This is a genomic window from Shinella sp. GW835-FHT14H05, from assembly GCF_058793575.1.
In genome coordinates this window covers 192,814-205,664 of the sequence record NZ_JBXAFY010000009.1, presented here as the reverse complement: position 1 = coordinate 205,664, position 12,851 = coordinate 192,814, and the positions used below count along the sequence as shown (strand labels likewise).

The 12,851-nt window shown below is 59.9% G+C and carries 14 protein-coding genes; 4 read left to right on the top strand and 10 right to left on the bottom strand.

What is annotated here, in order from left to right; all coding sequences use genetic code 11:
- The first annotated feature begins 764 nt into the window (after positions 1–764).
- A complete protein-coding gene (locus tag AC1Q6Z_RS24470; protein ID WP_492649607.1) occupies positions 765–1,076 on the top strand; it encodes a hypothetical protein in 312 nt (103 codons plus the stop codon).
- 851 nt (positions 1,077–1,927) lie between these two features.
- Positions 1,928–2,233 (top strand): hypothetical protein, encoded by a 306-nt coding sequence (locus AC1Q6Z_RS24465; protein WP_492649606.1) that lies wholly within the window; start codon positions 1,928–1,930, stop codon positions 2,231–2,233.
- Here AC1Q6Z_RS24465 and AC1Q6Z_RS24460 read toward each other — a convergent pair.
- The gene (locus AC1Q6Z_RS24460) at positions 2,230–2,520 is read right to left on the bottom strand and encodes a hypothetical protein (protein WP_492649605.1); all 291 of its coding nucleotides are present in this window, start codon (positions 2,518–2,520) and stop codon (positions 2,230–2,232) included. The two genes, AC1Q6Z_RS24465 and AC1Q6Z_RS24460, sit on opposite strands and share 4 nt — an antisense overlap.
- Positions 2,517–2,750: a hypothetical protein gene (locus AC1Q6Z_RS24455; RefSeq protein ID WP_256116083.1), complete on the bottom strand. Its 234-nt coding sequence runs from the start codon at positions 2,748–2,750 to the stop codon at positions 2,517–2,519. The genes AC1Q6Z_RS24460 and AC1Q6Z_RS24455 overlap by 4 nt, the downstream gene beginning before the upstream one ends.
- A 374-nt stretch (positions 2,751–3,124) precedes the next feature.
- Here AC1Q6Z_RS24455 and AC1Q6Z_RS24450 point away from each other — a divergent pair, with 374 nt between their 5' ends.
- Both AC1Q6Z_RS24450 and AC1Q6Z_RS24445 read left to right on the top strand, forming a co-directional pair.
- The gene (locus AC1Q6Z_RS24450) at positions 3,125–3,274 is read left to right on the top strand and encodes a hypothetical protein (RefSeq protein WP_256116085.1); all 150 of its coding nucleotides are present in this window, start codon (positions 3,125–3,127) and stop codon (positions 3,272–3,274) included.
- A 330-nt stretch (positions 3,275–3,604) separates the two neighbouring features.
- On the top strand, positions 3,605–3,730 hold the full coding sequence (locus tag AC1Q6Z_RS24445; RefSeq protein WP_256116086.1) for a hypothetical protein: 126 nt from the start codon (positions 3,605–3,607) through the stop codon (positions 3,728–3,730).
- Positions 3,731–3,734: 4 nt separating this feature from the next.
- Here AC1Q6Z_RS24445 and AC1Q6Z_RS24440 read toward each other — a convergent pair whose 3' ends face one another.
- The 8 genes from AC1Q6Z_RS24440 to AC1Q6Z_RS24405 form a co-directional block, all read right to left on the bottom strand.
- The gene (locus AC1Q6Z_RS24440; protein ID WP_492649604.1) at positions 3,735–5,885 is read right to left on the bottom strand and encodes a phage tail tape measure protein; all 2,151 of its coding nucleotides are present in this window, start codon (positions 5,883–5,885) and stop codon (positions 3,735–3,737) included.
- 12 nt (positions 5,886–5,897) lie between these two features.
- On the bottom strand, positions 5,898–6,311 hold the full coding sequence (locus AC1Q6Z_RS24435; protein ID WP_492649603.1) for a hypothetical protein: 414 nt from the start codon (positions 6,309–6,311) through the stop codon (positions 5,898–5,900).
- Positions 6,312–6,861: 550 nt separating this feature from the next.
- Positions 6,862–7,596 carry a head maturation protease, ClpP-related gene (locus AC1Q6Z_RS24430; RefSeq protein WP_492649602.1) on the bottom strand — a complete coding sequence of 245 codons (735 nt, stop codon included), beginning with the start codon at positions 7,594–7,596 and terminating at the stop codon, positions 6,862–6,864.
- Complete coding sequence (locus AC1Q6Z_RS24425) at positions 7,586–8,521, bottom strand: hypothetical protein (protein ID WP_492649601.1); 936 nt, start codon at positions 8,519–8,521, stop codon at positions 7,586–7,588. Before AC1Q6Z_RS24425 ends, AC1Q6Z_RS24430 begins: the two co-directional genes overlap by 11 nt.
- A gap of 11 nt (positions 8,522–8,532) precedes the next feature.
- Complete coding sequence (locus AC1Q6Z_RS24420) at positions 8,533–8,886, bottom strand: hypothetical protein (protein ID WP_492649600.1); 354 nt, start codon at positions 8,884–8,886, stop codon at positions 8,533–8,535.
- Between the two features lie 248 nt (positions 8,887–9,134).
- On the bottom strand, positions 9,135–10,247 hold the full coding sequence (locus AC1Q6Z_RS24415) for a hypothetical protein (protein WP_492649599.1): 1,113 nt from the start codon (positions 10,245–10,247) through the stop codon (positions 9,135–9,137).
- A gap of 272 nt (positions 10,248–10,519) precedes the next feature.
- Positions 10,520–12,520 carry an AAA family ATPase gene (locus tag AC1Q6Z_RS24410; protein ID WP_492649598.1) on the bottom strand — a complete coding sequence of 667 codons (2,001 nt, stop codon included), beginning with the start codon at positions 12,518–12,520 and terminating at the stop codon, positions 10,520–10,522.
- Positions 12,498–12,755 (bottom strand): hypothetical protein, encoded by a 258-nt coding sequence (locus tag AC1Q6Z_RS24405; protein ID WP_492649597.1) that lies wholly within the window; start codon positions 12,753–12,755, stop codon positions 12,498–12,500. Before AC1Q6Z_RS24405 ends, AC1Q6Z_RS24410 begins: the two co-directional genes overlap by 23 nt.
- Positions 12,756–12,851 lie beyond the last annotated feature (96 nt).

The window sequence follows — 12,851 nt, the reverse complement described above, 5'->3', positions numbered from 1 at the left end:
GCGCATGATGGAGTTGCTCCGCAAGTCTCGCAGGCGGCGAACCCTTGGGGAAGTCACCCGGTGGCTGGAGAGCCAGGGGTTGGGTTGGGGTCATCCGGCGGGATGGAAGCCGTAAAAGGCTTCGCAGCGTCGCGAATAGAACCGCTTGCATCCTCGATGGGCGATTGGTTTATGCCCAGGCCGCACTTCTCAAAGTTGTTTGATGAGGTGTAAATCAATTTTAAGAGCAGCATGTGTATGGTTTGGACCTGCGTATCATCGAGGCTGCGCATGGCCGATATAACAGTGAAAGTGTACAGGATAGACGGGGACCGGGAGCTAATTGCGATCATCCCATTGGACAGTACGAACGGGCTTTCTGAAGTTGAATTCATCGCAGTTGCGATGATCGTACTCAAGACGACTGGGCGGTACGCCGACTCCGAGATCGAGGGTTTCCGTTATCGGTTCGAGCACTTGCAGACTTCGAAACCATGCAACGACTGAGCCTGGAGGCTTGCGAGGCACGTCGGTCGGCGTAAAATGAAATGATCCGGTAAATGAGGAGGCGTCTAATGCGAGAGCTCAATTTACCTAAAAAGCCGTTTGGGCTGCGAAGAGATACACAAGGTGATTGGGAGGTTTTCGATCGCAATACGGGTAGATCAGTCGTTTGCGACGGTCGGCTGATGTCAGGCCTCTCGCTTGATGAAGCAGACATGGTCATGGACGTTCTAAACGGCGACCATCCCGTGGTCCATATAGCGACCTTGCATTAGGTCCCCATGATCGGAACACCCAACACGGGAATGGCGGTGTTTGTAGCCGAGCTGGTGAAAGCCGCTAATGGGTCAGCGAAAATGACCGAAGACGAAGCGCGCCGTTTGCTCGGACGCGCTTACGTTACTATTGTGGAGGCGCGAGAGCAGCTTTCTACCCATCGCGACCAGCCCACGGCGAGTACAGCAATCAGTTTGGCATCGGCCACGGGGCTGGTCGGCGCCCTGTCAGACCAGGACGTCAGAGCACTTCTCCTCGACGCCGCCGAAATGATTCGCACCATGAAGATTCTATTGGATCGCGAAGCCGATACGTAGGCGAAGTGACTTTCCGTGGAACAATTGCCGCAGACCGCGGTATGGTGAATGTGGCTAAAAATGCGGACCCCATCCTCCTCCTGAGCGTACCGCCATAGGGCGACCGGTCGACTTTCAAACGCAAACCTGACCACACCGCTAGTGGCGACGGCGTGCGAACTGATTAAGAAGGATTGACCAGGACTCGGCGTCAACCCTTGCCATTTCCCATAGAAGACAAAGCTCCCCGTCCACCTGTATTTCGACCGGGCCTTTCGTCCTGGCATCCACAACATGCCAAGTGCCGTTTTCGTCTTGAGCTAGGTGATAGCGCGACAAGCTTTCCATACGGGAATTATACTCCCGGTACGGCGAAATCCGGAATGAATATTACTCAAGTCTAATGTAAAGTGAACGTCCACTAAACGATTAGAGAGCGATTAAGGAATTGCCGCGGTGCACTACGTCTTTCGGACGAGGCGCACAAGGTGATCTGGGTGACGCGTCATGCCATTTCGGGACATTCATCTCCGCGTCCCTCGCCAACGCCTTCGTGCTCGCGAAGATGCGGAGGGATTGAGGACGCTTCCCAGTCTAGACGCAACCGCGGCCAACCCACCTCTCAGTCACGCCGTCTTCACAGTAGTGCTTGATGTCGAACTTCTTGTTGACGACGCCGATCGCTGCACAGATTGCCGAAGTCATGTCGCGACCGTATTGTGAATCTGGAAGTCTAAAGCATGGAAGGAAGATTGGGCCTTCATCCGTAACTGGCACCAGAGAGAGTGAATGCATGTCAGGGTGGTGCCTTGCCCGAAGGGTCGCGGCTTCATATGATGGCATGAAATATCCATTTTTAGGAGGGGAAAGGGATGCACACGGGGACCAGTTCGACGGGAGCGCTGCTTCGAACTAGCATCCACACAGTCAATGCTCTCTCGAGCAACGGCGTCAGCAGCTTTGAGACCAATGTCAAAAGTGCCCTCGCCGACTGGCTGGAATGGAATCCCAGCGCGCGTGGTGACGATATGGTCGAAAAGATCCAAACTACTTGCAGCGATTTTTCCGACTATCTGCTGAAGGCCGGGTATTTGCCAAAGAAAGAGAAAATAGATGCATTGAAAGGTGCGGCGATATCGGCCGTTGAAGCATTCGAGGCGAGATTCGGCGATAACTAAATCCCCGCCGCCAACGCCTCTTGCTCGCCGGCGCAGACCTCGACCCAACCCTCCTCACGGCTGATCCGCCGATATGCCGCGAGGCCATCCTGGACGAAAGCGGGCCACAATTCGGCCGGCAACTGCACGGCTTGGCGGCCATCTCGCAGCAGGGGCGGACGAACCGCGAGCTTGCCATCCGGCCGCTGCACGACAGCACAGCCCCGGATGGTCCACCCGTCGATTTCGACGTCGAAGATCGTCTTGGCGCCGCGAGAACCTTTGCGCATGTTTCCGATTCTGATCATGTCATCTCCCCATAATGCGCCACCGCAACGCGCAGCAGTTCCGCCTCCTTGAGTGCCGTCAACGGCGCCGGTCTGGTATCGCCTGGCGTACCGATCCGGGGCACCGACAGCACATAGCCGTCGCCACGCCTGATCAGCGCGCACCCCGGCAATACCAGGTCGCCGACCGTAGCTGTGAATGTCGCGGCAATCCGTCCACCGGACGGATTCATGTTGGTGATCTTTATCATTGAAATTCCGTATTCATTGGTAACGTTCGCGCAAGCGAAGATGGAGATGGTGCGCGCTGATTGTTCATCGGTCGGGAGGGTGCACCGTGGAGGAACGAGCCAGTGTTTTCAATTCCGGAACGGAACGAACCGCCTGGTCGATTGCCGCCCGTCACTTGGCCGCGGGCCAAAAGGACCCCGTTAAAATGATCTGCGAGGCAATCGAGGAAGAGCGCCGTCGCTGCGTCGACTTATTTGTCGCAGCGACTGGAGACCGGGCAGCCGTCCCTGTGTTCATGGTGGATCCGGATTGCGATTGGTAGCTACGATGGGCGGCTGGAGGGAACTATATCGCCTCCGGTGAGTTTCTCGCAGAGAAGCGAGGGGCCTTGGAGATGAGTACACGCCTGACACTGGACGAGATAGTGGCCCGCCTGCGCCAGCTAGCCGACGAGGCAAGAGAGCTGAGCGACCGGATCGAAGAGCGACGCAGTGCTCTCGATGAGGAACCTGAAGACATGCCCAACCAGTCCCAGCTTGCGTGATTGCCCCCCCCTGGGTCGGGTCCCTTTCCAGGCTAAAAACGACCACTTGCGGGTCGTGAGGCCCGGCCTTGCTCCAGGCATAGCCCGGCAACCTCGGCAACGGGTTGCTGCCGTGCCGCGTTGCCGGGTTTTCAGCGCATTGAGGGTGTTGCCGAGCCGTTGCCCCGCCTAGTTCTCGTCCGTGCGCCCATAGCGCCTGGTTTTAGCCCATTCCGCAGGCGTGGCGGGTGTGCCTTCAGGGGCGTTGTCTGCGACCCGGCGGCTACCTCCTTTGGACACTTGACCTCCCTCACGCGACGCTGTTTTCTACGTGCCGATCGGAGGTGGGTCATGGATTATGATTGGACAGGGCAGAGAACCCGGCGCATGAAAACCGCGCGGCGGGCCGTTGCTGCGACATTTTTCCTAATGCCGCTGCTGGCGGTTGCCGCCGCGCTGTTCAATTTCGCCGGCTGATGACTTAGTCGGAATACGCCGACTCCACCGCGGCCTTCACACGTTGACCCAACTGAGACGCGGCAGCGTCTACCGCCTCCTGAGGCGACGATATATTGCTGATCGAGACCGGCGCGTGGACGTTGACTACCGGCTGCTGACGATTGACGTCACGCACCTCCTGCACGCCGCGAGACGGCTGTAGCAGTTGAACGATAGTGCCGGCATCAAGCGACATCGGCTTGCTGTTCAACCCGCCCATCAACTGGTCTACCGTCTTGGGCATTCCACCGGTCTGTTGCGGACCCGCGAGATATGAGTCCATGCTTGCCGCACGACCACCGTCATCGTCTGCGGACGGCTGAAGGGGAACGACGGTATCCTGGAACCACTTCGAAGGCGTGGTGATCCGCTCATCTAGCCACCTGTTAAGGCGACCAGCATCCTTGCGGTTCTTCGCATAGAGCTCTTCCACACCCTCTTTAGTAGAGGGTATGCCGGCGACTTGATCGACCATCTGGAAGGCCGCGAGCAGGCCCTTCCAACCTATGCCCCAACTACCGGGTTTGTTGTCGGGCGCCGGCTTGTTTTTGCCATCTCCCGGCACGTTTGGAATCGGAACGTCTTTTAGGATTCCGCTGATCTTGCCCACGGCCCTCATGATGCCGATCGCGGTCGTGACGCCGGTGATCTTGGCGAGAGCGGTGGCAAGGGTAGTGATTGCACCGGCAACAAGCGCGATGCCCCCAGCCGCGAGGGTGAGTTTCAGACCCTTGCCGGCTATGTCGCCCAAAAATTGTGCGATTGGGTTGTTCTTCAAATCTTCATTGAATTCACGGATTGCCTTCCCGTATCCCTCGAACTTCGCGAAGATTCCGCCAATTCGATCGGCAGCTCCATCTGGATCGACCTCACCGAACAGGAGGTCGCCTAAGCCCTTAATTCCTTCCTTGACGCCGCCCTTATAGCCGAGCCCCTGCATCAAGCCGGACACGCCAGCACCCGCCTCATCGAAGATCGAGGCCCGATCCCCGAGCGTATCGAGCACTTCACCAATGGCGGTGGTGCCTTCCTTGATTGTCGGGAGCCAGCCCTCGCCAATGTCCTCGAAAACGAAGTCTATTTTGTTCCGCAGGATCTGCAGGGCATTGCCGGTTGTGCCGGCGCGAGCGACGAACTCCTTGAAGGCCGAGCCGGTATATTTGCTGCGGTCCGCCACAGCGAAGAGCGCCTGATCTAGCAGCCCGATATTGCCAACAAGCGGCAAAAACGCCTTCGCCTCGTCCCCGAAAAAGTCGGAGAGGAGGGAAATGTGCCGATCCTTCGGAGCCTTTGCGATGGCGCCAAGAACCTTCTTCAGTGCCCCAGGGGCGTCTTTTTGCATCTCCTTGGCGATGGTCGGAAGATCCAGGCCAAGGGCGCGGGCCGCGTCCTTCTGCGACTTCTTCGCGGAGCCGCCCCGCGTCATCGCCTTCACAACATTTTGCATCGCTGTGCCGGCCGTGGAGGCGTCTGCCCCTGCGGCAATCATGGCCGAGCCGAGCGCCGCCACCTCTTCTTTCGCGAAGCCGCCCATTTCGGCTAGGGAGCCAACGCGCAAAAGGTACTCGGTGATTTCGCTGGCCTTGGATGGCATGCCATTTGAGAGATGATTAATCGAGTCGGCCAAGTCACCGGTTTCGGCAACCGTCAAACCGAACTGCGTCTTCAGCTTCGCCAAGCTCTCGCCCGCCGCGTCTGCCGACATATCGAACGCGATAGCGACCCGGCCGGCCATCAGCGAGAAGGCCTGAAGGTCATTGGTCGCGACGCCGCTTTCCGCCGCTGCCGCGTACAGCGCGGCAATTTCCGTGCTCGCCATCGGCAGTTCGCGCGACATGAGCTTGATGGAGCGCGCGATCCCGGCAAGCTGCTCATCCGAACCGTCGACGACCTTTTTCACGTCCGCGAAGGCCGACTCGAACTTAATTGCCGCGCCGACGGTCGCACCGATGCCTTCGCGCAGCCCGACATAACCGGCCCCGAATGCCAGGACTGAACCGGTTATACCGCGGAGGGGCGAGAGCATGGCCGTCTGCTGACGTTGCAAGCCGGACAACACCCCCTGGATACGGCGCGCCGGACCCGTGACGCCATCCAGAAGAGTAAGTTTGAGGACGCTACTCAGTGAGGCCATGCTCGAGGCTCCTTACTTCTTGTCGTTGTAAGCTTTGATGTGCTCGGTCACGCCGCCGAGGACCGCCTCAATGTCGTCAGCGTCGATCTCATCAATGATGCGGCGCGGAAGGCCGGAGAGCCGTTCAAGGATCTCGAGGACATTTTCGCCCAGGTTATTGAGGTCCCCAGTAGCGAAGAGGGTTGCTCCTCGCATTAGGACCGGGAAATCGCTCATTTTGATCTTGCGGAGCGAGATCGAGCGGATGATTTCCGGGCCGTTCGCGACGGGCACGGTGAGTTTGATGCTAGTCATTTCGTCTCCATGAAGAAGCCCGGCTCGAAGGTCGGGCGATGGTGGGGATGATGGATGGGATGGCGGGCGCGGAACAAAAGTTGGCGGCCGGGATTTCAGCGTCAGATTTTTCAACCCGACGAGGTCTGCCATGCTCGATCGCGTAAGACGTCTTAAGGACACCGACAGCACGCTTGTCGCCGCCGCGACGCTGATTCTCGCCGGCTTGGTGATGATCGGAATACCGCCATACATTTTGCTCGGCAGCTGAGAAGTGGCCGAGTTCCGGGTCGGCAGCGTTTCCCGATCTGGACAGGATATATGGTTCCCAGCGGCCGAATGACGGATTACGCAAAAGTGTCCGCAGTGGTAACAAGTGCGGACACCTCAATGTCCGCGAATGTTACCGGTCCTTCGCCAGCTTCAGGACGCCGAAATGACCCAAATGAAGCTTGTCGGTTGCGGCCACATCGACGACCCCGTACTGGTTAAGCACAAGTAATCCTTTAGCTTTCCAGACGGTGACAGTTTTGCGGCTGACTCCGCGATACCGCGCGTAAACGCTCTGTTTGCAGAACGCGGGCGGTGGGTTTTGAGCAGGTAACAAGTTGTTACCCCCTTTTCGAGCTAGATAATTTTCGAATCCTCGCGGCTGCGTCACCGCCCGGAGGAACGAAATGAGAACGGTCCCTGTCCTGGGGGGCTACCGGTGGCGCCGGGCGAACGCGTTTTGCTCGGCGACGATTTTCGCCCACCCGGTCAGCTCAACCTTCGGCTTCGCCTCCTCCGGCTTCACGGCAGGCGCGAAGCCCATTGACTTATTCATGGCCGCGACAACTCGCGCCCACGACTCCTTGGCCTCGGCTACCTTCTTTAAGCCGCGAGGCGAGGCCGCGGCACGCGCATGCACGGCCTGCATCCGTGCTTCATACTTCTCATCGACATAAGCGAAAGGCGCTGCACGGCGGTCGGCTACGGCAGTGGCGAACCGTGCCGCTACCGCTTCGTCGGGTGTGTACCACGTCTCCGCCTTCATGATCGTGCGCGCCGCTGTCTCGGTGATCCCTGCGCGCTTGCCATACACCTTGGCGTACGCAACGGCATGCGCTTCCAACTGCTCCACCGTCTTCTGATGCGCAGCCGAGTCGCCGATCGTGATATTCATCGGCTCATGAATCATAAGGATCGATCCGTCGAGCATAGTGATGGTGTCGCCCGCCATGGCTATCAGGCTGGCGGCCGAAGCGGCAATGCCAATGATTTCGACATGCACCTTGCCGCGGTGAGCGGCGAGGATGTTGTAGATCGCGCTGCCATCGACGGCGATGCCGCCACCGCTGTTTATGGTGACGGTGATATCACCGCTGTACGGCAGCGCGGCGCGGACGGTCGTCGGGGTGAAGTCCTCCCCGACGACGCCAAACAGATCAAGACGCAAGGGCGGTCTCCTTTGGGGCAAGGCTGTATTCAAATTCCGGGCTGCGCTCGGCGCGCTTCGGCGCGGGCTTCAGTTCGGAGACAGCCTGCGCTGCGGCATCGCGTTGGTCGTACGAGGGCGTCCAGAACGGCGTGGCGCCGGCGTCGAGCGCGGGCAGCATAATCTCGCATCCCAGAGGGGCGATGTTGTACCCGCTCTGGTCGGGGAGGATTTTCGAGCGGCGGAAGGGCTTGCGCACAACCTCAAGGAACCCGTGCTCGGTCTGGACCACGCCGTATGTCAGTGGGTTTTCGACGGTATCAGAGCGATCGGTCATCATGCCACGGCGATGCTTGTCATGCGCGCGAACGTGGCGTTGGAGTTCGTCGCGAACGGGCCGCGCGCCATCGATCTCGCACCACATCCAGACCGCGTCTTCGCCGAGCACTTCTCGGTAAAGTTGGTGCTGCGAACGGCTGTGTTCGGGGCCGAGCAGCGGGGGTTTTCCTTCGGGGCGATCCTCATTCGCAGCCTGCACGGCGATCGATGCGGCAGCGACCTCGGCGAGAAGGTCGCGGATCTGGAGGGCAGCCTTCGGATATTCCCGACGCAACCGCTTTTCGGCGGCTTCGCTAGCGGTCTTGGCCTCGTCGTACTTCCGCTGGCGCTGGTCAGCGGCTTCGGTCTCGAGCGCGATTTCATGATCCCGCTCGAGACGGTGGATGCGAGCGCGCGCTTGATCGACGTCGATGCCGGCTTCCGTCTTCGCATCAAGGAAACCACGCAAGGACTTCTTGTCCGCTGACAGCAAGTTGGCGTCGTATTGCTCTTCTGCTGCCGTTACGGCGGCTTCGGCAGCTTCCAGTTCGGCCTTTGCCTTTTCGATGGCGGCGGCAATGTCTGTGCTCGACGACTTGCCGAGCAACTTATTTAAGATTTTGCTCATGTTGTTCCTTTTCACTGGTTGACGAGCCGGCGCCGCAGATCTGCAAGAGGCAGATGGACAGCGGTGCTGGCGGGCTTTTCATTGCTGGTGATGATGGGGCCGCCGGCAGGGCGGTGGACCCAGATCGCATCGGCGCCGGAGGTTGCGACTTGCCGTGCTACGGGCAACACCTCATGCGGCCGGCCCAGGTGGTGGCGGAAGAGTTCGGCGGCGATGGCGATGGTGAGCGCCTCCACGCGATTGTAGTGCCGGGCTTTGCCGCGAACGGCCCCGATGTGGAATGCTGGGGCGCGGCAGAGCCATTGCCGGATGGCTGCTTCCGACAGGCCAAGAAGGCCTGCAAGGTCGCTGTTGGCGAAGGTCACTTCGGCCTCCTTTCAGTGACGGGCGATGGGCGTCACGGTTTTGGGTGGTAAAAAAAAGACCACTCCCAGAAGGGAGTGGCCAGGAGTTCGCGGCGAGCGTTGGTTTAAACCCCAGAATTTCAGAAACTGGCCCGGTGCGCGGAAGACGCGCGCACTCGGGAGACCACCGCCGGCAAAGGAAGGAAACGGCGGCGATTGTGAAATTATCTCTTCATTTAGAAGCCGAACGGCGCGCCACGATATGGACTCTACGCCGCGACTTTTTTCGATTTTTTGTTGTCGTTCGCCGGCATCAAGGCCAGCGCGGCTTTTCCGGCCGCTCGAATCAGCCGCTTACCGGCGCGATCGGGACGTGTTGTTTTCACCTTGTGCGCGTCCGCAACGTCGGTCAGGTCACCACGCGCCAGCATTGTCTCGATTGTCAGCAAGACGTCATCCGGTAGGTCCGGAGCGGCCTCGGGTTCACGCCAGATTTCGGGAACCGAGAGCCCCTGCTTCCCGCCGCCAACGCGGCCAAACCATGTCGTAGATTGAGCGACACCATCAGGACAGCGAGTGACGGGCTTCCCCTCCATCTGCTCCGCCAACCAGGCGCGCAGCGTCGCCTTCTCTTCCGGTATCTCTACGCGGGAATGACCGGCCGAGCTGTACACTTGAGCCGGCACCGGCGTGCCGCGACGGCGAAGATGGAAAGCCAAGCACTCGGACTCGTATAACTTCTCCATCGCCGCATCGCGATCATTGCGCGGACGGTCGTTCCAGGAGCGCATGTAGCGCTCGACCTGCCAGCAGATAGGAACCCGGCTGCCCTTACGCGGCGACTGTTCTTCTCTCGGAAGCTGGACGACGCCCTTCTCGTCGAGCCAGTAGGTGAGCAGGCCCTGCTGCGCTGCCGTCGAGTCCACGTTGAACACGGCGCGGCCCAGACGGTAGCGGGTGCCGCCGACGCGATGTTCTTTGTCCGCTGCTGGTAAGCCGGACCGCAAGGCGCCGGTGCGAGCAGCCAGCCTGCCCTTGGGGACGATGGCGCGTCCATCATTGGCCGCTTCCACAAGGTCATCGATATGCGGGTGAATGCGCATGCGGTCATCACTGCTGCCGAGGTCGTCCGCTCCGTCGCCATTGTCCCGATAGATCGGCTGGAAGCCGCCCATTATGTTGGCGATGGCCGCCACGGCTTCGGGGTTCCGCTCGGCGAGCCATGAGAGGGCCGGATATCCGCCGCGGAAGCGCTCAGGCGCGTTGTCATTGGCGGGTTTGGGGCGGTAAGGCTGAAGGGTCTTCGAGATGGACCAGCCTCGCCACGGTTCGCCAGCATGGGTGGCGCTGGATGCGAATTTGGCGTGTCCGATGGTGATCATGCTGCTTCCTCCTCGTCGTCGTACCCGTACCGGCAAAATCCTGATGCGGTACGGCGTATCTAATTGATATTTCTACGTAATCACTGCCGTACCATGAAATGTGCCCCCCTAGAGAAAGGAGAGGTACGGTACGGGTTGATCTCGACCATGGGACAGGAGGGGACGAAGTCCCCCCTCTGTCCCAGTATATTGGTTTGCTTTAAGTGAAAAAATTCAGCGGTACGGCTTCAAGCTGTTGAAATAGAATGATTTTTAGACACGCCGTACCAACATCATTGTTCCTGAGTACGCGGTTTCGCAGTACGATCCTGTTTTTGCCGTGCTCGTTCGACGAACGCCTTGGTAGACCGAGCTTGCGCCTCCTGCTGGTGCAGGTCGGCAGCCGCAGCTGACGCCGCTTCCTCCCCCTTTTTCGTGAGTTTCCATTGCTGAAGCTCGTAGACAATGAACTGCACACGCTTGAGGCGATCGGTAGAGTTCTGCGCCCGCTTCTTGTCGGGCTCTCCCTTCGCATTCGTCCAGGCATGAAACTCGGCGAGTTCCCGTAGCGAACGATTCCCGTTTTGTCGGATGGCTAGCAGCATCACCTTGTCGTCGCGGTTGTCTGTATCAGACCGCTGCGCCACCTCTTCATCGCCGACAGGTGCAGCCATGACGGTCGGGATCGGCCGTCCCTTGCTGTCCACCAGCGCCGGAGCGCTTATGGTCTTCAGATCGAAGGTGAGCGGCAGGAAATCAGGGCCACGATGTTTACCTTGCCAATGCATGACAGACATCTCGCCTCGTTTCGCTAGGGTCAGGTTGCCGTCGACCTCGTTCAGAAACGCCCCGCCGCCTCGCGGGAGAAGGTTGTCGGAACCAGCATTCTTGACGGGATGGCTTGCAGCAAGAATGGCGGGGCGCCACTCGAGCTTGGCCAACTCGCGGAGTTGGCGGGCGTAGTTCCCCATCTCCACGTTCGAATTCTCGTCCGAGCCGGTGAAATAGGCTGCGGTGGTGTCGACGATGATCAGATCCACGCCGCCGAGGTCGCGCGCACGCTCTCCAATGTGCCCCAGAAACTCCGACACGGAAAACACGCCGCGGATGAAATGCACGTCGAGTTCGTCAGCATCCAGAGCATGTTCGTGAAGGAGGCCGATCCACCTCATAGTAACGTCGTCAGGATTCTCGCCGGCGAAGTAAAATACTCGCCCGCCCTTCGTTTCGCGTCCCGCAAATGGTGAGCCTAGCGCCGTGCAGAGTGCAAGCAAGAGCGCGACGGCCGTCTTGCCGGACCCTGTCTGCCCCGTGAGTGAATACAGAAAGCCGGATTGCATGATGCCGTCGACCGCGTAATCCGGCGGCACGAAACCGCGGACGAAGTCGCCGCTGTGGATGAGTTCGGGACCAGCGGGACGGTTGTCATTGGCCGGTGCAGGGATCGCGGCCTTGGCGAGAGCCTGCAACTGCTCAGCGGTGTGGCCGGCCGCCAGCCAGTCGGTCACGTCGCCCTTGTCCGGCAGCCCCGGAAGCACGACGCGCTTGACCGTGGCGATGCCCTGTAGCAAGGCAATGACCTTGTCAGCCTTTTCGGCGCCGGGCAAATCTTTGTCGGGGATCACGAAGACAGTCCGACTCTTCAGGGGCGAAAGGTCCGACGGCCACGAGCCGTTCGGCGCTGTCGTGGCGAGCAGACCGACGGCGATCAATGCATCGACGTCTTTCTCGCCCTCAACGACATAGACCGGTTCGCCGGGCCGAGAGGCTATTTCTGGCCACCTATAGATGATGGGATCGGGGCGCCCTGAGAGCCAGCCTCCCTTGCCGTCAGGCTGGCGCTGAAGGAAGGTCTTAGATTCGGTCGCGTGCTCATAGCGCAGCACTTGAAATAGCACTTCGCCGTCCGGCGTCGCATAATCGTATTCGGCCCTGGCCGAATACCCCTGCCGCGTCAGGTGTCCGTCGTAGAATGCCCTTGGGGTATCCTTGGATTTCAGGAGGCCGGCGTGCGCGATCGGCCCCTCTGCCTTCTGGCCTGGCGCGAAGGCGGGCTCGCCGCAGCGCTCGAGGACCCAGTCCTTCATAGCCACCGGATCTTCGCCGCTGAAGCAGTTCACGAGCAAACCGCGGGGAGCGGACGGGTCAATGGTGATGGAGATTTCCGGAGCACCCTTCTTGTGGCCAGGAGCATGGGCAACGATCCGGCTAGTTCCCGCGATGACCTTGCCACCGATCGCCTTGGCGACGGTATGCGGATCGAGGTAGACTTTAGGCTGCGCGGCTGCGGTCATGGGCGGTCTCGCTCCTGTAGGCATCGATGAGAATGGACTTGAGCTCAGCAACTGCGGCTGGCGCAAAGCTCAACACGGACAGACCGCCTGCGTTCGGGGAATAGACTCGAAGATCGCCATTGCCGGCGCGTACGAGGCGCAGGCCATTGACGCGGATCTCTGGTGTCACTTGAACACAGGCGACCGCCAGCGTGTTGCCGGTCCCGTCGAGCCGGTTGATGGATAGAACTTCCAATGTTTCCTCCTGTCTGCGCGCACGACGGCGCTGCCCGCCGACTGTTGCCGGCGATTTTGAAGAACCGGCATAATCGGCGCCGGATTCAGCTTGCTT

Coding starts and splice junctions, on each gene's coding strand:
- AC1Q6Z_RS24470 (WP_492649607.1), top strand. CDS start 765: ATGATCGGAACACCCAACACGGGAATGGCGGTGTTTGTAGCCGAGCTG.
- AC1Q6Z_RS24465 (WP_492649606.1), top strand. CDS start 1,928: ATGCACACGGGGACCAGTTCGACGGGAGCGCTGCTTCGAACTAGCATC.
- AC1Q6Z_RS24460 (WP_492649605.1), bottom strand. CDS start 2,520: ATGATCAGAATCGGAAACATGCGCAAAGGTTCTCGCGGCGCCAAGACG.
- AC1Q6Z_RS24455 (WP_256116083.1), bottom strand. CDS start 2,750: ATGATAAAGATCACCAACATGAATCCGTCCGGTGGACGGATTGCCGCG.
- AC1Q6Z_RS24450 (WP_256116085.1), top strand. CDS start 3,125: ATGAGTACACGCCTGACACTGGACGAGATAGTGGCCCGCCTGCGCCAG.
- AC1Q6Z_RS24445 (WP_256116086.1), top strand. CDS start 3,605: ATGGATTATGATTGGACAGGGCAGAGAACCCGGCGCATGAAAACCGCG.
- AC1Q6Z_RS24440 (WP_492649604.1), bottom strand. CDS start 5,885: ATGGCCTCACTGAGTAGCGTCCTCAAACTTACTCTTCTGGATGGCGTC.
- AC1Q6Z_RS24435 (WP_492649603.1), bottom strand. CDS start 6,311: ATGGCAGACCTCGTCGGGTTGAAAAATCTGACGCTGAAATCCCGGCCG.
- AC1Q6Z_RS24425 (WP_492649601.1), bottom strand. CDS start 8,521: ATGAGCAAAATCTTAAATAAGTTGCTCGGCAAGTCGTCGAGCACAGAC.
- AC1Q6Z_RS24415 (WP_492649599.1), bottom strand. CDS start 10,247: ATGATCACCATCGGACACGCCAAATTCGCATCCAGCGCCACCCATGCT.
- AC1Q6Z_RS24410 (WP_492649598.1), bottom strand. CDS start 12,520: ATGACCGCAGCCGCGCAGCCTAAAGTCTACCTCGATCCGCATACCGTC.